The organism is Rhizobium sp. 007 (genome assembly GCF_015353075.1).
Lineage (GTDB): Bacteria > Pseudomonadota > Alphaproteobacteria > Rhizobiales > Rhizobiaceae > Rhizobium.
In genome coordinates this window covers 4,132,083-4,152,577 of sequence record NZ_CP064187.1, presented here as the reverse complement: position 1 = coordinate 4,152,577, position 20,495 = coordinate 4,132,083, and the positions used below count along the sequence as shown (strand labels likewise).

Sequence of the window (20,495 nt, the reverse complement as noted above, 5' to 3'; positions counted from 1 at the left end):
TCCGCCCCTCACTTGGCCTTGAACTGTTGGTAGACGCGGACGAGCGCCGGGCGGAACATATATTCGAGCGCGCCTGCAAAGAGAATGACCAGGCCCTGAATCACGAGGATCATTTCGCGGGTAATGTTCGGCATCTCGAAGGAGACCCAGTCGCCGCCCTGATAGAGGATGCCGAAAAGGATCGCCGCGAAGATGATCCCGACGGGATGATTGCGTCCCATCAGCGAGACGGCAATACCGACGAAACCGGCGCCGCCGACGAACTCGACCTGCAGGCGGGCGGAAGAGCCCATGACCGGGTTCAGCGCCATCATGCCGGCCAGCGCGCCAGAGAGCAGCATAGCGATCATGACCGTGCGGGCATAGGGAATGCCTGCATAGGAGGCGGCAGTGGGGCTGGCGCCGAGCGTGCGCATCTCAAATCCAAGCTTCGTTCGCCAGATGAGCAGCCAGACGAAGTAGGCGGCGACAAGAGCGATGATGAAGGAGACATTGAACGGCGCGGCCCCGAGCTTTGCACCAAAGAGGTTCATCACCCATCCGAGCTTCGGCAACTGGCCGCCTTCGAGGAAAGTGCGCGTTTCCGGCGCCATCTTGCCGGGGACGATCAGGACGTGGACCAGCAGGTAAACCATCAGCGCCGCGCCGATGTAATTGAACATGATGGTCGTGATGACGATGTGGCTGCCGCGTTTTGCCTGGAGGAAGGCTGGAATGGATGCCCAGGCGGCGCCGAAAAGGCCGGCACCGACGACGGCAACCGGCATGGTGACATACCAGGGCACGAAGCGGTCGAGCGCCAGCGCAACCAGTGCACAACCAAGTCCGCCGAGATAGGCCTGACCTTCCGAGCCGATGTTGAAGAGACCGGCATGGATCGCAACCGCGACCGAAAGGCCAGTGAAAATGAAGCTTGTGGCATAATACAGCGTGAACCCAATGCCTTCGCCGCTGCCGAGCGCCCCCTCGATCAGCAAAGAAAGAGCACCAAGCGGACTTTCGCCGATCAGCCAGACGACAACGCCGGAGATCAGGAAGGCAACGATCAGATTCAAAACCGGGATGAGACCGTAGGTGATCCAATTTGGAAGAGAAACAGAAGCAGTGCTCATTAAGGCCTCACGCGGCAATGCCGGCCATCATCAGGCCGAGGGTCTGTTCACCGGCATCGGGCGTCTTCTCGCCGACGACATGGCCGGCAAACATGACAAGGATACGGTCTGAAAGGGCGCGGATTTCATCGAGTTCGACGGAGACGAGCAGGATCGCCTTGCCCGCGTCGCGCATCTCGATGATGCGGCGGTGGATGAATTCGATGGCGCCGATATCGACGCCGCGTGTCGGCTGGCCAATAATGAGCACGGCAGGGTCGCGCTCGATTTCGCGGGAAACCACGATCTTCTGCTGGTTGCCGCCCGAGAAATTGGCGGTCTTCAGCCGCGGGTTCGGCGGGCGGATGTCGTATTTCTCGATCTTCTCCATGGCATCCTTGCGGATCGCATCGAGATCGAGCAGCGGGCCTCTGCTGTAGGCAGGCTTGCGGTGATAGCCGAGAACCGAGTTCTCGTATTCCTCGAACTTCAGCACGAGTCCCATATGGTGGCGGTCTTCGGGAATATGGGCTAGGCCCAGCTCGCGCAGTCGCGCCGCGTCGGCCTTGTCGATCGGCTGGCCGTCAAGGAAAATCTCGCCGGAATGCGGCTTGCGGATGCCCGCGATCGCCTCCAGCAGCTCCGACTGGCCGTTGCCCGCCACGCCTGCAATACCGACGATTTCGCCAGCCCGGACATCGAAGGAGACGTTGTCGACCATCGTCACGCCGCGATTGTCCTTGACTGTCAGGTTGCGGACCGACAGCAGTACATCGCCGGGCGTCGCCTCGCCCTTCTGGACACGCAAAAGAACACGGCGGCCAACCATGAGTTCGGCAAGCTCTTCGACAGTTGTTTCCGCGGTCTTACGGGTCGCGACCATTTCGCCGCGGCGCATCACCGAGACGGTGTCGGTGATGGCCATGATTTCGCGCAGCTTATGCGTGATGAGGATGACGGTCTTGCCCTGGTCACGCAACACCTTGAGGATGCGGAACAGGTGGTCGGCTTCAGCCGGTGTCAGGACGCCGGTCGGCTCGTCGAGGATCAGGATTTCGGCGCCGCGATACATGGCTTTGAGGATTTCGACGCGCTGCTGCAGGCCGACCGGGAGCTGCTCGATCAGCGCATCCGGATTGACCTCGAGCCCGTATTCCTTCTCCAGCCGTTTCAATTCGGCGCGAGCAGACGCAACGCCCTTTGCCAGCAGTGCGCCGCCTTCGGCGCCGAGCATGACGTTTTCCAAGACCGTAAAATTATCGACCAGCATGAAGTGCTGGTGAACCATGCCGATACCGGTTGCGATCGCCGCCTGGCTGTCGCGGATGGTCACCGGCGTGCCGTTGACGCGGATCTCCCCGGCATCGGCGTGATAAAAACCGTAGATGATCGACATCAACGTCGATTTACCGGCACCGTTTTCCCCGATGATGCCGTGGATCGTGCCCTTGGCGACGGTAAGGTTGATGTCCTTGTTTGCGTGAACGGCACCGAATTTCTTATCGATGCCCACAAGTTCAATAGCGGGCGTGTCTGTCACTGCAGGCTCCAAATACGAAAAGGGCGTATGGCGGAAAAATCTGGCCGCCATACGCCCATCTCAGTCGCGGATTACTTCGGGCAAGAGTTGTCCGTCGTGTAATCGTGAACCTTGATGGTTCCTGCGATGATGTCAGCCTTTGCCTTGTCGACGGCGGCCTGCATTTCCGGCGTGATCAGCGGCTTGTTGTTATCGTCGATCGCAGCGCCGACGCCGTCTTCCTTGACGCCGAGAGCCTGCACGCCACCGGTGAACTTGTCGTTCTTCGTATCGGTGTAGGCGTTGTAGACGGCGAGATCGACGCGCTTGACCATCGAGGTCAGCACGGAGCCCGGATGCAGATGGTTTTGGTTGGAATCGACGCCGATCGAAAACTTCTTGTTGTCGGCAGCCGTCTGCAGAACGCCGAGGCCAGTCGCGCCTGCAGCGGCGTAAATGACGTCGGCGCCCTGGTCGATCTGGTTTTTGGTGAGCTCGCCGCCACGAACCGGGTCGTTCCAGGCAGCACCGGTTGTGCCGGTCATGTTCTGAAAGACTTCGATGTCCGCCTTGACGGAACGGGCGCCCTGCTCATAGCCGCATTCGAACTTGCGGATCAAAGGAATATCCATGCCGCCGACGAACCCGACCTTACCGGTCTTGGAAGCCATGCCGGCGAGAACGCCGACGAGGAACGAACCTTCTTCTTCCTTATAGACGACCGAGCGGACATTCGGCTTGTCGACGACTGAATCAACGATGATGAACTTGGTGTCCGGGAATTCTGCAGCGACCTTTTCGATTGCCGAGGTCCATGCGAAGGACACGGCTACCACCGGGTTGAAACCGCGGCTTGCGAAGTTGCGGATCGCCTGCTCACCCTGTGTGTCGCCGGTCGGCTCGAAGTCGCGATAGGCTATGCCGGTTTCAGCCTTGAACTTCTCAGCGCCATTATAGGCTGCTTCGTTGAAGGACTTGTCGAACTTTCCGCCAGTGCCGTAAACCAGAGCCGGCTTGACGTCGGCAGCGAGCGCCGTCGTGGACATCGCGGCCACGGCCAGGAAAGAAAGAAGGGTTTTTTTCATAGTGCAGCCCTATTGTTGCTATTTGTCTGGGTCCTCCCGCAAGCCTTCGGCAGGCATGTCTGCGGAACCACCGGCCTCCCCCCGGAGGCCTGGCTGCGCGCATCCTTGCATGGCTCAAGGAAAAATTCACGAGAAATTTTTCGGCTGGTAAAAATTCCGCGTAGATGCTGAAAATCAGTCCAGATGGCTGATTTTTGCGCAAAATGCGCTGCTGGAATGCGATTTTTCGAACCAATCGGGCAGCTCACGCCGGTTCCGTCAAGACCGTAACAACCATCCGGCTTTTCCGCCAGATCCTGCTGGTAATAGTTCTCGGCATAGTAGAATTCACCTACCGGAGCGATCTCCGTGGTGATCGTCGACGTCAGCGCCTCTGGAACGTGTCGCGCACGCGCTCTGCCGTGGCTAGCTGTTGCGGCGTTGCCGTGGATGTGGGGCCTCAAAGCTGATAGGCCAGGGCCGCGCGTTTTGTTACGCGGTAAAGCGGCCCGCCACCGGCGGCTTCTTATAGCCGATCATCCAAAGCAGCAGCGCGATCACCAGAAAGACGGCAAAAGCGGGCTGCAGCATCAGCCATTGGAATAGGAAGGCATAGAAGCGCGGATGCACATAGTAGGAAACGGACGACTGCAGTGCCAATAGCGACGAAGGGCTCAAATCCTGCCAGGCATCGCCCATGGGTGTTACCACGACTGCCGACGCCGCAACGGATTGAATTGAATCGATCGTTCCTGCCATCACGGCTACAGCAAGCGCGACAAGGCTAGCCAAACGCAACAAGAAACGCATCAATACCTCCGACGCCCTACCGCCGGATTTTCCGGTCAGCCGCGCCATTCTCCACCCTAGCCAATAAATAATTATCTCACGGCCAAAGCGCAATGGACAGCGCGCGCGGAGTTTTATCGGAAGAAGTCAAAAAACTGTTAGATTTAGGTTGATCAGCGAAAATTCATCGGTATATATCGCGCCGTTCCGACGATTTGCTCCTCTCCGGGTGCGAAACGCAAATGGACAGGTGGCCGAGTGGTTTAAGGCGCACGCCTGGAACGCGTGTGTACGTGAAAGCGTACCGAGGGTTCGAATCCCTCTCTGTCCGCCATTTCTTAATAAAATCAAAGACTTCCTACCGTATGAAGCGCCTTAAGGCGAATCCTCTTCCTCCCAGCCGAAGACGCTTCTGCCGCCCCAGTCGGGTGAGTTTCGGAATTCGCCGGCGACGATCTCCTTGAGGTCTGGGCCAGTGACATATCGCTCGAGCTGGCGGGACTGGTCGTCGAGGCGTTTCAGCGCCTGCAGTTCCTCCTCGCGGCCGAGCCTGCCCTTCTGCACGGCCGACTTCATCACCTTGATCGTCTCATCATAGACCTTCAGCGGGACGGGAAAGGGATGCCGGTCCTTGCCGCCGTGGGCAAGCGAGAAACGCGCGGGATCGGCAAAGCGGCAGGGCGCACCATGAACCACTTCGGCAACCATCGCCAGCGCCTGTACCGTTCGGGCTCCGACGCCGGGCACGAGCAGAAGCTGCTCAAAATCTTCCGGCCCGCGGTCGGCGGCGGCTGCAAGATTGCCATGCAGGCGCTTCATGTTGACGTCCTTTTCGCGGACGTCGTGATGGGCGGGCATGATGAGATGCGGCAGAAGCGGCTGGTCGGGCTGCGGCGCGGGCTTTGCGATATCGAATGCCAAGGCTGCCGCTTCGCGCAAAATACGATCCGGACCGAGCGTTGCTAGAAGATCAAGCTGCCCGGTGCGCGAACGCTCGGCACGCCTGTCGGCCAGATTGATGATATTGCCCTGGCTGCGGCCCTCTATTGCCGTGTGCGGCGAATTGACGAAGCTCTCGAGACCTTCCGAGAGCCAGTGATAGCGCCGGGCCTGACGCTTGTCACCATTCATGCCTTGCTGCACCACGACCCATTTGCCGTCATCCGTGACGATGAAGCCATGGAGATAGAGATCAAAGCCATCCTGAACGGCGGCGCTATCGACTTTCGCCACCAGCCTGCTCGCAGTCGCGAGCGCCCCGCCGTCGAAACCAACGCGGTCACCGATCGCAAGTAGTTCGCCCGGCGTCTTGCGCGAATGCGATCCGCGGCCACCGCAGACATGCAGGCCAAGCTCGCTTGAAAGTGGAGTAAGCCCGCGCTTGAGGGCGCCAAGCACGCTGGTGGTTATGCCCGACGAATGCCAATCCATGCCCATCACGGCACCGAAAGACTGGAACCAAAAGGGATGCGCGAGGCGCCGGAGCAGTTCATCCCGGCCATAATGGTGCACGACTGCTTCGGTGATCACGGCGCCGAGCTTCGTCATCCGCTCGCCGAGCCACTTCGGAACTCTGCCGCCATGCAATGGAAGATCAGCGCTGCCTGCTCGTTGTGCCATGCTGCGACTATAGCGCGGCGGACGACGTGAAGGAATGTTTTCCTTGGAGACGCTTCGGCAAATAAAAAACGCCGGTTGCGAGGCAACCGGCGCCCTTGGGAGGAAAGCCTGAGGCTTAGGCAGCAGCCGAAGCGAAGCCGGAAGTCGGAACTTCCGAAATCGTCTTCAGGACCTGCGAAGCGATCTGGTAAGGGCAGCCCTGCGAGTTCGGGCGGCGATCTTCCAGATAGCCCTTGTAGTCGTTCTTGACGAAGGAGTGCGGAACGCGGATCGACGCGCCGCGGTCGGCAACGCCATAGCTGAACTTGTTCCACGGGGCCGTTTCGTGCTTGCCGGTCAGGCGCAGGTGGTTGTCCGGGCCGTAAACGTCGATGTGAGCCTGCAGGTTCTTGTCAAACTGCGCCATGAGCGCTTCGAAGTAGGCCTTGCCGCCGACTTCACGCATAAACTTGGTCGAGAAGTTGCAATGCATGCCCGAGCCGTTCCAGTCCGTGTCGCCGAGCGGCTTGCAGTGGAACTCGATGTCGATGCCGTACTTTTCGCAGAGGCGGAGAAGCAGGTAGCGAGCCATCCAGATCTGGTCGGCGGCGCGCTTGGAGCCCTTGCCGAAGATCTGGAATTCCCACTGGCCCTTGGCCACTTCGGCATTGATGCCTTCGTGGTTGATGCCAGCAGCCAGGCAGAGGTCGAGATGCTCTTCAACGATTTCGCGAGCAACGCTGCCGACGTTCTTGTAGCCGACACCGGTGTAGTACGGACCCTGCGGAGCCGGGTAACCCTGCTCCGGGAAGCCGAGCGGACGGCCATTCTCGTAGAAGAAGTATTCCTGCTCAAAGCCGAACCAGGCGTCTTCATCATCAAGGATGGTTGCGCGGCTGTTCGACGGATGCGGCGTGACGCCATCGGGCATCATGACTTCGCACATGACGAGAGCGCCGTTGCTACGGGCCGGGTCCGGGTAGACGGCAACAGGCTTCAGCACGCAATCGGAGCTGCGGCCTTCGGCCTGCATCGTGGAGGAACCATCAAAGCCCCAGAGCGGAAGCTGCTCAAGAGCAGGAAACGCGTCAAATTCCTTAATCTGCGTTTTGCCGCGCAGGTTCGGCGTCGGTGTGTAACCGTCGAGCCAGATGTATTCGAGCTTATACTTTGTCATTGGCCAGTCTCTCAAACGTAAGGGTGTGAGCAATTTCCGAAGCGACCGCTAAGCGCGTGCTTGATCACCACCGGATGCCAGATACCAAGCACGTGGCGTGCCAGTTTCGAGTAGACATAAAGGACTGCCATGAGACGGCGGCGGGAATCAACCTTCAGACAATCGTCAACTTTCAACGAAAGCGAGGGTTTAGGGCCATGGAACTCATCGGCGCGCGGGACGTTTTTTTGATCTACACCCAACGCCTCAAAAAGATGCAGGCATTGCGGGGCATTTTATTCGATTTATCAAATGCTTATGAATCCCACAGTTATTGGCGCTTTTTTAGGCGATTTGCGCAAATGATGTGCACTCTGTTACTATAAATATCCGGGTAACCGGTGTGCGAAGATAATGGAAGGCAATTTGATGCCAGCAAATGTCCATCGCGAAACCGCGAAGATCTATCAGTTCCCAGTAAAATTCCGCAGGTCGGACGAACGCTTTGGTGCGCGCCAGCCGCTCGACATCGATCCCGATGTCTGCGACGCCGCCTTCGATACCTGGTACCACGAAGACGCCATCCGCGAAGCTGAAGAAAAGCGAAAACCGCAAGCCTGAATATCTGACCGACGCGGCGGGGGAACAAGCGGCCGCGCGGTCAGTTTGTCTTTCATGGCAAGGAACGGCACCATCCGTATCGGCATATCCGGCTGGACCTATGCGCCGTGGCGCGGGGTATTTTATCCTGAGCGCCTGCCGCAGAAGCGCGAATTGCATTTTGCCGCGCGCAGTTTTGCCTCCGTTGAAATCAACGGCACGTTTTACGGATTGCAAAAGCCTGACGCCTTCGCGCGCTGGCGGGAGGCGACACCCGACGGCTTTGTCTTCGCCGTTAAAGGTTCACGCTACATCACGCATCTGAAGCGGCTTCGCGACGTCGAGACGCCGCTTGCCAATTTCATGGCGTCCGGCCTCCTGCGGCTGGGGCCAAAGCTCGGCCCCATTCTTTGGCAGTTTCCGCCGACCATGAAATTCGACGCAGAACTTTTCGCGCGATTTCTGGCAATGCTGCCGAAAGATACGGATGACGCGGCAAAACTTGCAAAGCGGCATGATGACCGGCTGAACGGCCGTGACTGGCTGGAAAGCGATGTGCAGCAGCCGCTTCGTCACGCGCTGGAAATTCGCCACGACAGTTTTTGCGCCAAGGAATTCATCGAACTGCTGCGAAAACATCACGTGGGGCTCGTCTGCGCCGACACGGTCGAATGGCCGCTTCTGATGGATGTCACTGCCGACTTCGTCTATTGCCGCCTTCATGGATCCGAGGAGCTTTATGTCAGCGGATACGACGATGCGGCGCTCGATGCATGGGCCAAACGTATCGCGGCATGGGCGCGCGGACACGAGCCGGAAGATGCCAATCGCGTACTGCCGCCGCTCAAGACGTCAGCCAAAGGCCGTGACGTCTTCGTCTATTTCGACAACGACGTGAAGGTTTGCGCGCCGACAGATGCACGCTCGCTTGCCGAGAGGCTTGGCGTTGCCACGCCATTTGAGGAAGCGGCCATGTCAACAAAACCACGCAGAAAAAGCCGGCGGAGCGAAAAGGAGGAGGCGAGGCCGCACTGGCCCTCCCCGTAACCTTCATCAGACGAGAACCGTCTGCTCAGTGCGGTCCTCCGCGCCGAAGAATTTGAGGTAACGCTCGACCTCTTTCGGGTCTCCGGTTGCCTTATGAGGATTGTCGGAGAGCTTGACCGCGGGGCGGCCGTTTGCCTCGCTGACCTTGCAGACGATCGAGATTGGGTTGAGGCCGGAAATTTCGGTCGGCGCGCAGCCCGCAAAATCGTTGGTCAGGTTGGTGCCCCAGCCGAAGCTCATGCGAACACGGCCCTCGAAGTGCTTGTAGGTATCGATGATCGCGTCAACATCGAGTCCATCCGAGAAAATCAGCAGCTTCTGGCGCGGATCGCGGCCCATTTTCTTCCACCAATCGATGATCTTCTCGCCGCCCTCGATCGGCGGCGCACTGTCCGGGCGGAAGCCGGTCCAATCAGCGACCCACTCGGGCGCGTCACGCAGGAAGGCCGCGGTGCCGAAGGCATCCGGCAGGACGATCAAGAGGTTGCCGCCGTAGAGCCTGTTCCAATCCCGCAGGATCTTGTAGGGCGCGTTGCGCAACTCCTCGTCGGTGTCGGCAAGTGCGGCGGCTACCATCGGCAGCTCGTGGGCGTTCGTTCCTACCGCTTCCAAATCGGAATCCATAGCGAGCAATACATTGCTTGTGCCGGTGAAAGCAGGGCCGATACCTTCCTTCAGTGCCTCAACGCACCAGCGTTGCCACAGAAAGCTGTGGCGGCGGCGTGTGCCGAAATCGGAGATACGCAGGCCAGGCAATTCGCGCAGCCGCTCTACCTTTGCCCACATCTTGGCTTTGGCACGTGCATAAAGCACATCAAGCGTGAAGGGTCCGAGCGCCTTCATCGCCGAACGCGAGCGCATCTCGTTGATAATCGCAAGCGCCGGGATTTCCCACATCGTCGTCTCTTTCCACGAGCCATGGAAATCGAGCACGTACTGGCCGTCCTTCTTCGACAGCTCGTATTCCGGCAGCTGGAAATGAGATAGCCAGGCGAGGAACTCCGGCTCGAAAATCTGCGCACGGCCATAAAAACTGTTACCGGCGAGCCAGATCATCTCCTTCTTGGAGAGCCGCAGCGTGCGGGCATGATCGAGCTGAGCGCGCAGTTCCCCCTCGTCGATCTCCTCGGCGAGACGGACGCGCTTGGTGCGGTTGATGAGCGTGAATGTGGTGCTGACATCCGGATAAAGCTTCCAGATCATTTGCAGCATCAGAAGCTTGTAGAAGTCCGTATCGATGAGGCTACGGACGATGGGATCAAGCTTCCAGGCGTGATTGTAAACGCGCCTTGCAATATCTGTCTTGGCCATGCTCCATCCCGTCCCAATCCGGTCGGGTGCCGCAAAAGGCCAGCACACGACGACCGGCTCGTGCGCCTTCTTATCGAAAAATCAGCGGGTAATGTCCAGCGCAAATAAAAGCCCCGCCGCAGCCAGGCGGCAGGGCCTCTTTCAATGATCGCCTTGGACTGAAGCCTATTGCGCCGGCTGAGACGGCGCTGGTGTGGCAGGCGTCACGGGCTCAGCGTTCGGTGCCGGCTGCGTATTCGGCGTCTCCGTGGGAACCGCACCGCCATTTTGCGTGGTTGGCGGCGCAGCCGGTGCCGGCGACTGGGACTGCATTTCCTGACCGGGCTGCTGTGGCGCTACTTCATCGGCTTCGCGGTTGCCCCAGATCTCGACCGGTATCCAAACGACGAATGCAAGAATGAGCGCAACGACCAGAACCATCAGGATGCGGGCACCGGTGCGGCCCTGCTTTGCCTTCACCGCAGAGATCTGCTCTTCGGCATGCCGCTTTCCATCGGCGTTTTCCCAGCCCTTTTCCATCTGACGAGCCATCTTCGTCTCCCTTCGATGTCTCGCGGGCCGTATGCCGGCCCGCGTTAGAACTGTCGGTAGGAGCAACGGCTATGCGGCGGCATGGTTCCACCCCGCCTTAGTAGCCTGCCTTCCGGTCCACCACGAACTCCAGCGACTGACCGCGCTCGTAGCGGGCGATCTGTGCCTCGACATGGCGGAAGAGCGCATTCTCTTCGGAGATTGCGGCATCATGCGGGGTTATGAAGACACACTCCAAACCCCAGAGCGGATCGTCCGCCGGAAGCGGCTCGACCTCGAAGACGTCGAGCGATGCGCCGCCGAGCACACCGCTTTCAATCGCCGCAACGATGTCGCGTTGCACCTGGCTCCTGCCGCGGCCGGCATTGATGAAGACCGGCTTTCCGAGTGCACCGCCCCGACGGAGCTTCGCAAACAGCCGCGCATTATAAAGGCCCGTGGTTTCCGGCGTTAGCGGCAGCAGGCCAACGAGGAAATCGGTCTTCGACAGGAAGGTATCGAGTTCGCTTGCATCGAAGGTTTCGATCCCCTCAAGCCGTTTGCGGCTTCGCGACCAGCCAATGACGTTGAAGCCCATGACCTTCAGCTTGCGAACGGCATCCTGCCCCAATACCCCAAGTCCCATAACGCCAACGGTGATTTCCGCAGCTTCCGGCGGCGCCATCTGGCTCCAGATCCGATCGCGCTGATGCCGGTCATGTTCGCGCTGCTGGCGCAGGTGCATCAGGCACTGCAGCACCACCCATTCGCTCATGCGAACCGTCAGGCTGCTGTCGACGAAGCGAACGATCGGCACGTCCGGCAACCCCGAAAGGTTCATGAAGCTATCGACGCCGGCACCGCCCGAGAAGATGACCTTCAAGTTCGGTGCGCGTTCGAACAGGTCGGTATCCGGCTTCCATAGCAACGCATAGTCGATCGCGCTCAAATCGCGGCTTTTGGCCGCCGGATCGGCAAGATTGATGCTGCCTCGATCCGGAAAGGCGGTTTTCAGAATACGGGCGATGCCTTCGGGGTTGAACTTCAAATCGATGAGAACAGGAGGTCTTGCGGGCATGATCTTTTTTACTGCTGGACGGCAGGCGTCGGCACTGCCTCGATATTGAAAGCGGCTGCCATCAGCGCCTTGGTGTAGTCGTCTTTCGGCGCGCGAAAAATTTCTGCAGACGGCCCCTGCTCCACCACCTTGCCGAAACGCATGACGATGACGTCGTTGGCGAGCGCCTTGACGACCTTCAGGTCGTGGCTGATGAAGAGGTAGGCCAGATCGTGCTTCTTTTGCAGGTCGCGCAACAGATCGACGACCTGCGCTTGGACGCTCATGTCGAGCGCCGATGTCGGCTCGTCGAGCATGACGAAGCGCGGCTTCAGCACCATGGCGCGGGCAATCGCGATACGCTGACGCTGGCCGCCGGAGAATTCGTGCGGATAGCGCCAGCGGGTCAGCGGGTCGAGGCCAACCTCTTCCAGCGCCCAGCAGACGCGCTGGTCCCGTTCTTCATGCGACTGCGAGCGCTCATGCACTTTCAGCCCTTCCGCGATGATATCTCCGACCGACATGCGCGGACTGAGCGAGCCGTAAGGATCCTGGAATACGACCTGAAGCTGGTTGCGCAGCGGCCGCATTTCGGTGAACGAAAAGTCCGCTATATCCTTGCCGACGAAGCTGATGCGCCCCTTGGAGGAAATCAGCCGGGTGAGCGCCAGGCCAAGCGTCGTCTTGCCCGAGCCGGATTCGCCGACAACCCCGAGCGTCTGGCCGGCGCGCAGCGAGAGATCGATGCCGTCGACAGCCTTCACATGGTCAACAACCCTGCGCATCAATCCGGCCTTGATCGGGAACCAGACCCGGATGTCGGAGCCCTCCATCACCAACGGCTTGGACGGATCGGCAACAGGTGGCTCGCCGCGCGGCTCCGCGGCGAGCAGATGGCGCGTGTAGTCATGCTTCGGATTGCTGAAGACCTCTTCGACCGTGCCCGTCTCGACAATCCTGCCTTTGGTCATGACGCAGACGCGATCAGCGAATTTGCGGACGATGCCGAGATCATGGGTGATGAAGAGCAGCGACATGCCGTGCGCGCCTTTCAGCTTGCGCAGCAGGTCCAATATCTGTGCCTGGACCGTGACATCGAGCGCCGTCGTCGGCTCGTCGGCGATCAGCAGTTCGGGCCGGTTGGCGAGTGCCATCGCGATCATGACGCGCTGGCGCTGGCCGCCGGAAAGCTCGTGCGGATAGGCTTTCAGCCGCTTTTCCGGCTCGCGGATGCCGACTTGGTTCAAGAGTTCCAGCACCCGCGTGCGGGCCGCCTGGCCCGTCACGCCCTGGTGCAGATCGAGGATTTCGGCGATCTGCTTTTCGATCGTGTGAAGCGGATTGAGCGAGGTCATCGGCTCCTGGAAGATCATCGTGATGTCGTTGCCGCGCACCTCGCGCAGCGCCTTCTCCGATGCCTTGAGTAAATCCTTGCCCTTGAAGAAGATTTCGCCAGTCGGATGGCTTGCTGCAGGATAAGGCAAAAGCCGCAGGATGGAATTTGCGGAGACGGACTTGCCCGACCCGGATTCGCCGACCAGCGCGACGACCTCGCCCTTCTTGATGTCGAAGGAGATGCGATCGACAGCCAGCGATGTTTCACCGCTTTGATGGAAGGCGACGGAAAGATCGCGGACGGACAGAAGTGGTTCAGGCATCTGGCTCATGCGAAGGTCTTTCTCGGGTCAAACGCGTCGCGCACGGCCTCGCCGATGAAGATCAGCAGGGAAAGCATGATCGACATGGTGAAGAAGGCCGCCAGCCCCAGCCATGGCGCCTGAAGATTGGCCTTGCCCTGCGCGATCATCTCGCCGAGCGACGGCGAGCCGGGCGGCATGCCGAAGCCCAGGAAGTCGAGCGAAGTGAGCGTCGTGATCGAGCCGGACAGGATGAAGGGCAGGAACGTCAGGGTCGCCACCATGGCGTTCGGCAGCATATGGCGCCACATGATCGTCCGGTTATTGACACCGAGCGCGCGGGCGGCGCGGACATATTCGAAGTTGCGGGCGCGCAAGAACTCCGCGCGCACGACACCGACGAACCCCACCCAGGAGAAGAGGAGCATGATGCCGAGCAGCACAAAAAAGCCCGGCGGCAGGATCGCGGCGATGATCAGCAAGATGTAGAGCACAGGCATCGACGACCATATCTCGATGAAGCGCTGCAGAAGCAGGTCCGTCCAACCGCCGAAATAGCCTTGCACGGCGCCGGCCGTTACGCCGACAACTGCCGAGCAGATGGTCAATACCAAGCCGAAGAGCACGGAAACGCGAAACCCGTAGATGATACGCGCCAGCACGTCGCGCGCCTGGTCGTCGGTTCCGAGCCAGTTGAGATTGCCGTAGTTGCAATCGGGGTCGTTGACGCCTTGCGGATAGCCGGAGCAGCGCTCCTCCTTGCTCATCAGCCAGAACGGCGGCGTCGGCGCGGAATGCGGGATGTTGGAATTCACCGATCGATAGGAATAATGGATCGGCGGCCAGATCATCCAGCCATTGGCTTTGATCTCATCGGCGATCACATCGGAGCGGTAATCCGTTTCCGCCAGGAAGCCGCCGAACTTTTCCTCCGGATAATCCACCAGCACCGGAAACAGGATTTCACCCTTGTAGGATGCGATGATCGGCTTGTCGTTGGCGATGAATTCCGAAAACAGGGTGAGGACGAACAGCACCATGAACAGCCAGAAAGACCAGTAGCCGCGTCGGTTTGCCTTGAAATTCCGCCAGCGGCGGATGTTCGTTGGGGAAAGCAGGCCCTTGCGCGGCGGCTTGACTGGCGTGACAGACGTCGGATTGGCAGCCGTATCCATCAGACATCCCTCCGCTCGAAATCGATGCGCGGGTCGATCCAGGTATAGATCAGGTCGGAGAGCAGGCTGACGAAAAGGCCAAGCAGCGAGAAGATATAGAGTGTCGCAAAGACGATGGGATAATCGCGATTGACGACCGAGAGATAGCCGAGGCGGCCGAGTCCGTCGAGCGAGAAGATATTCTCGATCAGCAGCGAACCGGTGAAGAAGGCGGAAATGAAGGCGCCCGGAAAACTGGCGATAATGATCAGCATGGCATTGCGGAAGACATGACCATAAAGCACCTGCCGCTCATTCAACCCCTTGGCTCGGGCGGTCGTGACGTATTGCTTCTTGATCTCCTCGATGAAGGAATTCTTCGTCAGCAGTGTCGTCGTCGCGAAGGCGGAAAGCGAGAGCGAGATCAGTGGCAGCGTCAGGTGCCAGAAATAATCGAGCGGCTTTTGCCACCAGGCGAGTTGGTCGAAGTTATCCGACACCAGTCCGCGGAGCGGAAACCAGTCATAGAACGAGCCGCCGGCGAAAAGCACGATCAGCAGGATACCGAATAGGAAGCTCGGCACGGCGTAACCGACGATAATGACGCCGGACGTCCACACGTCGAAGGTCGAGCCATCCTTCACCGCCTTGCGGATGCCAAGCGGAATGGAGATGGCATACGAAAAGATCATGATCCAGATGCCGAGCGAGACCGAGACCGGCAGCTTTTCCTTGATCAGATCGAGCACGGAGGTATTGCGGAAGAAGCTCTCGCCGAAATCGAAACGGATGTAGTTCCACATCATTTCCAGAAAGCGCGTCAGCGGCGGCTTGTCGAAGCCGAACTGCTTCTCGAGCTTGGCGATCAGTTCCGGATCCAGGCCCTGGGCGCCGCGGTAACTGGAACCACTGTCATCGAACTGCTGTCCGGCATCCCCGCCGCCGGAGAGGCGCTGGTCGGCACCATCTGCCTGGCCGGTCAACTGCGCGATGACCTGCTCGACAGGGCCGCCCGGTGCGAACTGGATGACTGTAAACGAAATTGCCATGATGCCGATAATCGTCGGTATCATCAGAAGCAGGCGTCGAAGTACGTAAGCTCCCATTAACGCTTGCCAGTCCCGCGGGCGATCACCGTCTTACGGCGTCCAAGCTTCCCCAATGCGATCTTCCTTTCAATCATTCTGTCGCGAACCCGTCCTTGATTCGCGGGTTCACTGTGAACGCTTCCCGGCCGGAATGGCAAGACGTCTTCACTTGCCGGCATTCGCCGACCACCAGACGGAGGGCATTCCAAGCGAGTATTCAGGCAGCTCGGGTGGGTGTGTGATCCCGTTCCAGTAGGCAACCCGCGAAGTTCTGGAGCCATAACTCGGAACGACGATGTGGTGGGCCAGCAGAACCCGGTCCAGCGCCTTGGTCGCGGCTACCAGATCCTCGCGATTCTTGGCAAAAATCACTTTCTTCACCAGCGCGTCGATACCGGGATCGCTGATGCCGCTATAGTTCTGTGAGCCATCGCGTTTTGCGGCATCCGAGCCCCAATACTCGGCCTGTTCGTTACCGGGGTTCATCGACTCCCCCCATCCGCTGTAGATCACGTCGAAATCCCGCGACCGCCAGCGGTTGGTAAACTGCGAGGGCTCGATGCTGCGAACTGTCGCCTCGATGCCAATTTTCCGCAGATTTTGGGAGAAAGACAGCGCTATAGGCTCGATCGTCGGGCCGTTCAGCAATATTTCGAAGGAAAGCGCCTGGCCGGTTTTGACGCTCATCATCCGGCTGCCTTTCAGTTCGTAGCCCGCATTCTTGAGCATGCCGATCGCTGTACGGAGATTGTCGCGCAGTCTTGCCGGATCGCCGTTGACGGGGTTTTTGTAGGGCTCCGTGAAGACCTTCGGCGGAACGAGATCCTTTACTTCATTGAGAATTTCCAGCTCTCTTCCTTCCGGAAGTCCGGAAGAAGCAAGCTCGGTGCGGAAGAAGAAACTGTCGATACGGTCGTACGAGCCGTAAAAAATAGTTCGTTTCAGCTCCTCGAAATCAAAGGCGTAGTTCAGCGCTTGGCGCACGCGCTCGTCGGCGAATTTTTCCCGGCGAAGGTTGAAGATAAAGCCCACCATCACCCCGACCGTGCGCATTTCGTTTTCGACTTCCTCGCGCTTTACACGCCCGTCGGAAACGGCCGGAAAATTGTAGGCTGTTGCCCAGCGCTTTGCGGCATTTTCCCACCAGTAGTCGGTATTACCGGAGCGGAAAGCCTCGAACATCACGTCACGATCCGCATAATAGGTGTATTCGATGGCGCCAAAGTTGTTCTGGCCGATGTTTACGTTCAGGTTCTTGCCCCAATAGTCGTCCCGCAATTGATAGCGGATGGTGGAGCCGGGTGCGACAGAGGCTATTTTGTAGGGGCCAGAACCCATCGGTATTTCCAGCGTCGTTCGCGAGATATCGCGCGGCTTGCCGTCCGGCCCATTCGCCTTCCACCAATGCTCAGGAACGACGACGAGCTGCCCGACGATCTGCGGCAATTCGCGATTATTCGCCTCATCGAACTGGAAGGTGACTTCGCGCTCGCCCGTCTTTTCGACGGATTTGACATGCCGGTAATAAAATTCCTGCTGCGGGTCGTTCTTCGTCGCCTGCTGGAAACTGAAGACCACGTCCTCAGGAGTCACAGGCTGACCATCCGCCCACTTTGCCTCGGCTCGAAGGCGAAAAGTCGCGGAAGACATGTCGTCCGGATACTTTACCGCCTCTGCAAGCAGGCCATAACTCGACGAGACTTCATCGAGCGCAGGCGTCATCAGCGTTTCGAAAACGAGAGCTAGTCCGGCGCCTGCCTCTCCCTTAGCTAGAAGGGGATTGAGCGTATCGAAGCTACCTTCGTCGGATAGACGAAGGGTTCCGCCCTTCGGCGCCTGCGGATTGACATAGTCGTAATGGGCAAAGCCGGACGGATGCTTCAGGTCGCCGACGGTGGAGATACCGGTCCGCCATCCATCCGCATCCTGCGCGCCGGCACTCCATGCAAACAGTGCGGAACCCACGGCGCATAAAACAAGCTTCGCCCTCAACGATACCATTCACCAAACCCCATGTTATTTTAGCTTTCACCGAGAAGAGAATACGGGAAATAGGGGCAAAAAACAGGAGAGTGTGCAGTTTTCGGCCATCTCGCAAAATTTTGACCGGATGGCAGCCGTTAGGGCGCGGCTTCCTCAAGCCGCCTTCGCAGTATGCCGCGCAGTTCCGAGACGAGCTGCGGATCGCCCGCTCCACGAATGCCATCCCGACCCTGCTGGCAGAACATCGATTCACCAAAATTGCTTTTCACGGTAGATTCGACGCAAATCACTCCGGCAGACATTCAGGATACCGCATGACATTCCGCCTCGCTCCGCCTTTCCAGACAATCGGCAGACTCGCTTTGGCGGGTATTATCGGTGCAAGCCTGATTGCGGGCGATGCGGGAGCACAGCAGAAACAGCCGAGTCCCGGCAGCGCCAAAGCGCTCTTCGGTTCGGCTTCGCTGCCCGCGCAGGGCCCGGCCAAACCGATCGGCTTTTATTCGAAAGGGTGCATGCTGGGCGGCGTTGCCTTGCCCGTGGATGGTCCGACATGGCAGGCGATGCGCCTTTCCCGCAACCGCCGTTGGGGCGATCCGGCGATGATTGCATTGCTTGAGCAATTGTCCCGCGATGCGCAACTGAAGATCGGCTGGCCGGGGCTGCTGGTCGGCGATATTGCCCAACCTCGCGGCGGGCCGATGTTTAACGGCCACGCCTCGCATCAGATCGGCCTCGATGCCGACGTCTGGCTGACGCCGATGCCTTCACGCCGGATGACGGCGCAGGAGCGCGAAGATCTTCCCTTCACCACGACGCTGCAGAAGGGGAAGTTCCTGACAATCGACCCCAAGGTCTGGACGCAATCCCATGCCAAACTGTTGATGCTTGCGGCAAGCTATCCGGAGGTGGAGCGCATTTTCGTCAACCCCGCAATCAAGAAAAAGATGTGCGATACCTGGACGGGCGACCGCACGAACCTCGGCAAGCTGCGCCCGATTTACGGCCACGATTCGCATTTCCACATTCGTATGAAATGCCCGCCGGGCGCTGCGGCCTGCAAGCCGCAAGCGCCAATTACCGACGGCGATGGCTGCGGCAAGTCGCTGGCCTGGTGGTTCACCAAGGAGCCGTGGGCCGCACCGAAGCCCAATGCCCGGCCACCTAAGCCCCCGCGCGAAATGATGGTGTCCGATCTTCCCAAATCTTGCGCCGCCGTTCTGGATGCGCCGGCCGCTGCATCCATGGCGACGACTGATGGCGGCTCAGCCGCAACCGCCCTGACAGTCGCACCGGCCGTACCGGCAGCAGCCGGAGACCTTCTTCCTGCCGTTGGTCCGGTCCCCACCGACAAGCCCTTGGTGCAATAAGAGTGGAAATGCTTGTTTTTCAAATCGTGGGCTTGGTATAGAAGCGGCCAAATCGATTGAATTCACGGGATGGAGGTTCTTTTTCATGGCCGGCGGCAAATGCCTCGCATTGATTGCGCATGACCAGAAGAAGAATGAGATGGCGGAATTTGCCCGCCGCAACAAAGATCAGCTTTCCAAATGGAAGATCGTGGCAACCGGAACAACCGGCGGCCGCGTCCTCGATGCGGTGCCCGATCTCGATGTCACCCGGCTGAAGAGCGGACCGCTCGGCGGCGATCAGCAGATCGGCGCATTGATTTCGACCGGTGAAGTCGGCGCACTTATCTTTTTTGTCGATCCATTGACGCCGATGCCGCATGATGTTGACGTGAAGGCATTGATGCGGCTTGCGATCGTTTACGATATTCCAATGGCGCTGAACGAAGCGACCGCCGAAAAACTCATCCCGACTCTGCACGCCTAGACACGGAACCGGCTATGTCCATGCTCAACACCAGCGATGCCCACCTGCCTTTTCCGATTCTGATTGGCGATATCGGCGGAACGAATGCGCGCTTCTCCATTCTTGCGGACGCCTCGGCCGAGGCCGTCAATTTCCCGAACGTTCGCACAGCCGATTTCGGAACCATCGATGAAGCGATCCTGAAGGGCGTTTTTGCAAAGACGGACATGCGCCCGCGTGCGGCTATTCTCGCCGTTGCCGGTCCGATCAACGGCAATGAAATTCCGCTGACCAATTGCGACTGGATCGTCCGTCCTCACACGATGCTTGAAGGTCTCGGCATCGAGGACGTGATTGTCATCAACGACTTCGAGGCGCAGGCACTGGCGATTTCCGCGCTCGGTGAAAACGATCGCGAGCGCATTGGCGCTGCATCCGGAGAACTTGTCGCTTCCCGTGTTGTGCTCGGTCCCGGAACCGGCCTCGGCGTTGGCGGGCTCGTGCACGCGCAAGGCTCATGGATTCCCGTGCCGGGCGAAGGCGGCCATGTCGATCTCGGACCACGCAGCAGACGCGACCTGGAAATCTTTCCATATATCGAGACGATCGAGGGCCGCGTCGCGGCCGAGCAGATCCTGTGCGGACGCGGCATCGTCAATCTCTACCGCGCGATATGCAAGGCGGACGGCATTGATTCCAAGTACCACGATCCGGCCGATATCACCTCTCATGCACTTGCTGGAACTGACAAGACGGCCGTGGAGACCATCTCGCTTTTTTCAACTTACCTCGGCCGTCTCGCGGGCGATCTGGCGATGATCTTCATGGCCAAAGGCGGCGTCTATCTTTCAGGCGGCATCTCGCAGAAGATCCTGCCGGCATTGAGACGGTCGGAATTCCGCGCTGCGTTCGAGGACAAAGCGCCGCACTCGCACTGGCTGAGGGCGATTCCGACTTATGTGGTGACTCACCCGCTTGCAGCTCTTGCCGGGCTTTCCTTCTATGCACGCCAGCCCGCAAGCTTCGGCGTCTCAACCGAGGGCCGCCGCTGGCGCCGATAGCGCCGCTCTAGCCA

General features: G+C 59.3%; 18 protein-coding genes, 1 tRNA gene and 1 pseudogene. 6 read left to right on the top strand and 14 right to left on the bottom strand.

The features are described from left to right. Positions 1-8 precede the first annotated feature (8 nt). The 5 genes and pseudogenes from ISN39_RS20195 to ISN39_RS20180 all read right to left on the bottom strand — a co-directional run bounded on the left by ISN39_RS20195 (position 9) and on the right by ISN39_RS20180 (position 4,484). A complete protein-coding gene (locus ISN39_RS20195) occupies positions 9-1,112 on the bottom strand; it encodes an ABC transporter permease (protein WP_074066263.1) in 1,104 nt (367 codons plus the stop codon). A 7-nt stretch (positions 1,113-1,119) separates the two neighbouring features. Further along, positions 1,120-2,631, bottom strand: a complete 1,512-nt coding sequence (locus ISN39_RS20190; RefSeq protein ID WP_074070113.1) for an ABC transporter ATP-binding protein — start codon at positions 2,629-2,631, stop codon at positions 1,120-1,122. A gap of 71 nt (positions 2,632-2,702) precedes the next feature. Continuing rightward, complete coding sequence (locus ISN39_RS20185; protein WP_022713296.1) at positions 2,703-3,695, bottom strand: BMP family ABC transporter substrate-binding protein; 993 nt, start codon at positions 3,693-3,695, stop codon at positions 2,703-2,705. 227 nt (positions 3,696-3,922) lie between these two features. Next, positions 3,923-4,069: pseudogene (locus ISN39_RS36495) on the bottom strand (peptide-methionine (S)-S-oxide reductase); the annotation flags it as partial. Positions 4,070-4,166: 97 nt separating this feature from the next. Continuing rightward, a complete protein-coding gene (locus ISN39_RS20180) occupies positions 4,167-4,484 on the bottom strand; it encodes a hypothetical protein (RefSeq protein ID WP_194730265.1) in 318 nt (105 codons plus the stop codon). 223 nt (positions 4,485-4,707) lie between these two features. On the opposite strand from ISN39_RS20180, the gene ISN39_RS20175 reads away from it, so the two are divergent. After that, positions 4,708-4,797 (top strand) — tRNA-Ser (locus ISN39_RS20175). Between the two features lie 41 nt (positions 4,798-4,838). Here the strand turns inward: ISN39_RS20175 and ISN39_RS20170 are convergent. Together ISN39_RS20170 and ISN39_RS20165 are read right to left on the bottom strand one after the other, a co-directional pair. Then, complete coding sequence (locus tag ISN39_RS20170; RefSeq protein ID WP_194728648.1) at positions 4,839-6,083, bottom strand: DUF763 domain-containing protein; 1,245 nt, start codon at positions 6,081-6,083, stop codon at positions 4,839-4,841. A 115-nt stretch (positions 6,084-6,198) separates the two neighbouring features. Then, positions 6,199-7,239 carry a glutamine synthetase beta-grasp domain-containing protein gene (locus tag ISN39_RS20165; RefSeq protein ID WP_074066260.1) on the bottom strand — a complete coding sequence of 347 codons (1,041 nt, stop codon included), beginning with the start codon at positions 7,237-7,239 and terminating at the stop codon, positions 6,199-6,201. Between the two features lie 408 nt (positions 7,240-7,647). Between ISN39_RS20165 and ISN39_RS20160 the strand changes: the two genes are divergently transcribed. Together ISN39_RS20160 and ISN39_RS20155 are read left to right on the top strand one after the other, a co-directional pair. Further along, positions 7,648-7,839 (top strand): DUF2735 domain-containing protein, encoded by a 192-nt coding sequence (locus ISN39_RS20160; protein ID WP_039846570.1) that lies wholly within the window; start codon positions 7,648-7,650, stop codon positions 7,837-7,839. Between the two features lie 54 nt (positions 7,840-7,893). After that, entirely contained in the window at positions 7,894-8,865 is a 972-nt protein-coding gene (locus tag ISN39_RS20155) for a DUF72 domain-containing protein (protein ID WP_194728647.1), read from the top strand. A 6-nt stretch (positions 8,866-8,871) separates the two neighbouring features. Here ISN39_RS20155 and pncB read toward each other — a convergent pair whose 3' ends face one another. The 7 genes from pncB to ISN39_RS20120 all read right to left on the bottom strand — a co-directional run bounded on the left by pncB (position 8,872) and on the right by ISN39_RS20120 (position 17,623). Next, positions 8,872-10,176: a nicotinate phosphoribosyltransferase gene (gene pncB, locus ISN39_RS20150; RefSeq protein ID WP_074066257.1), complete on the bottom strand. Its 1,305-nt coding sequence runs from the start codon at positions 10,174-10,176 to the stop codon at positions 8,872-8,874. Between the two features lie 165 nt (positions 10,177-10,341). Further along, entirely contained in the window at positions 10,342-10,707 is a 366-nt protein-coding gene (locus ISN39_RS20145; RefSeq protein WP_194728646.1) for a hypothetical protein, read from the bottom strand. A gap of 97 nt (positions 10,708-10,804) precedes the next feature. Continuing rightward, on the bottom strand, positions 10,805-11,764 hold the full coding sequence (locus ISN39_RS20140) for a glyoxylate/hydroxypyruvate reductase A (protein ID WP_194728645.1): 960 nt from the start codon (positions 11,762-11,764) through the stop codon (positions 10,805-10,807). 8 nt (positions 11,765-11,772) lie between these two features. Further along, on the bottom strand, positions 11,773-13,410 hold the full coding sequence (locus ISN39_RS20135; RefSeq protein WP_194728644.1) for an ABC transporter ATP-binding protein: 1,638 nt from the start codon (positions 13,408-13,410) through the stop codon (positions 11,773-11,775). Further along, positions 13,407-14,555, bottom strand: a complete 1,149-nt coding sequence (locus ISN39_RS20130) for an ABC transporter permease (RefSeq protein ID WP_194728643.1) — start codon at positions 14,553-14,555, stop codon at positions 13,407-13,409. Before ISN39_RS20130 ends, ISN39_RS20135 begins: the two co-directional genes overlap by 4 nt. Then, positions 14,555-15,640, bottom strand: a complete 1,086-nt coding sequence (locus ISN39_RS20125) for a microcin C ABC transporter permease YejB (RefSeq protein ID WP_074066252.1) — start codon at positions 15,638-15,640, stop codon at positions 14,555-14,557. Before ISN39_RS20125 ends, ISN39_RS20130 begins: the two co-directional genes overlap by 1 nt. 147 nt (positions 15,641-15,787) lie before the next feature. Next, the gene (locus ISN39_RS20120) at positions 15,788-17,623 is read right to left on the bottom strand and encodes an extracellular solute-binding protein (RefSeq protein WP_194728642.1); all 1,836 of its coding nucleotides are present in this window, start codon (positions 17,621-17,623) and stop codon (positions 15,788-15,790) included. Positions 17,624-17,919: 296 nt separating this feature from the next. Between ISN39_RS20120 and mepA the strand changes: the two genes are divergently transcribed. The 3 genes from mepA (at position 17,920) to ISN39_RS20105 (ending at position 20,481) form a co-directional block, all read left to right on the top strand. After that, positions 17,920-18,975 (top strand): penicillin-insensitive murein endopeptidase, encoded by a 1,056-nt coding sequence (gene mepA / locus ISN39_RS20115; protein ID WP_194728641.1) that lies wholly within the window; start codon positions 17,920-17,922, stop codon positions 18,973-18,975. 85 nt (positions 18,976-19,060) lie between these two features. Beyond that, positions 19,061-19,441, top strand: coding sequence for a methylglyoxal synthase (locus ISN39_RS20110; RefSeq protein ID WP_022713281.1), 381 nt, complete (start codon positions 19,061-19,063; stop codon positions 19,439-19,441). Positions 19,442-19,455: 14 nt separating this feature from the next. Further along, positions 19,456-20,481 carry a glucokinase gene (locus ISN39_RS20105; protein WP_194728640.1) on the top strand — a complete coding sequence of 342 codons (1,026 nt, stop codon included), beginning with the start codon at positions 19,456-19,458 and terminating at the stop codon, positions 20,479-20,481. The last annotated feature ends 14 nt before the right edge of the window (positions 20,482-20,495 follow it).

Excerpts from the sequence above, each read along its gene's own strand:
- ISN39_RS20130 (WP_194728643.1), bottom strand. The coding sequence starts at position 14,555 with ATGGATACGGCTGCCAATCCGACGTCTGTCACGCCAGTCAAGCCGCCG.
- ISN39_RS20185 (WP_022713296.1), bottom strand. The coding sequence starts at position 3,695 with ATGAAAAAAACCCTTCTTTCTTTCCTGGCCGTGGCCGCGATGTCCACG.
- mepA (WP_194728641.1), top strand. The coding sequence starts at position 17,920 with ATGACATTCCGCCTCGCTCCGCCTTTCCAGACAATCGGCAGACTCGCT.
- ISN39_RS20110 (WP_022713281.1), top strand. The coding sequence starts at position 19,061 with ATGGCCGGCGGCAAATGCCTCGCATTGATTGCGCATGACCAGAAGAAG.
- ISN39_RS20120 (WP_194728642.1), bottom strand. The coding sequence starts at position 17,623 with ATGGTATCGTTGAGGGCGAAGCTTGTTTTATGCGCCGTGGGTTCCGCA.
- ISN39_RS20180 (WP_194730265.1), bottom strand. The coding sequence starts at position 4,484 with ATGCGTTTCTTGTTGCGTTTGGCTAGCCTTGTCGCGCTTGCTGTAGCC.
- ISN39_RS20140 (WP_194728645.1), bottom strand. The coding sequence starts at position 11,764 with ATGCCCGCAAGACCTCCTGTTCTCATCGATTTGAAGTTCAACCCCGAA.
- ISN39_RS20125 (WP_074066252.1), bottom strand. The coding sequence starts at position 15,640 with ATGGGAGCTTACGTACTTCGACGCCTGCTTCTGATGATACCGACGATT.
- ISN39_RS20160 (WP_039846570.1), top strand. The coding sequence starts at position 7,648 with ATGCCAGCAAATGTCCATCGCGAAACCGCGAAGATCTATCAGTTCCCA.
- ISN39_RS20195 (WP_074066263.1), bottom strand. The coding sequence starts at position 1,112 with ATGAGCACTGCTTCTGTTTCTCTTCCAAATTGGATCACCTACGGTCTC.
- ISN39_RS20135 (WP_194728644.1), bottom strand. The coding sequence starts at position 13,410 with ATGAGCCAGATGCCTGAACCACTTCTGTCCGTCCGCGATCTTTCCGTC.
- ISN39_RS20145 (WP_194728646.1), bottom strand. The coding sequence starts at position 10,707 with ATGGCTCGTCAGATGGAAAAGGGCTGGGAAAACGCCGATGGAAAGCGG.
- pncB (WP_074066257.1), bottom strand. The coding sequence starts at position 10,176 with ATGGCCAAGACAGATATTGCAAGGCGCGTTTACAATCACGCCTGGAAG.
- ISN39_RS20155 (WP_194728647.1), top strand. The coding sequence starts at position 7,894 with ATGGCAAGGAACGGCACCATCCGTATCGGCATATCCGGCTGGACCTAT.
- ISN39_RS20165 (WP_074066260.1), bottom strand. The coding sequence starts at position 7,239 with ATGACAAAGTATAAGCTCGAATACATCTGGCTCGACGGTTACACACCG.
- ISN39_RS20170 (WP_194728648.1), bottom strand. The coding sequence starts at position 6,083 with ATGGCACAACGAGCAGGCAGCGCTGATCTTCCATTGCATGGCGGCAGA.
- ISN39_RS20105 (WP_194728640.1), top strand. The coding sequence starts at position 19,456 with ATGTCCATGCTCAACACCAGCGATGCCCACCTGCCTTTTCCGATTCTG.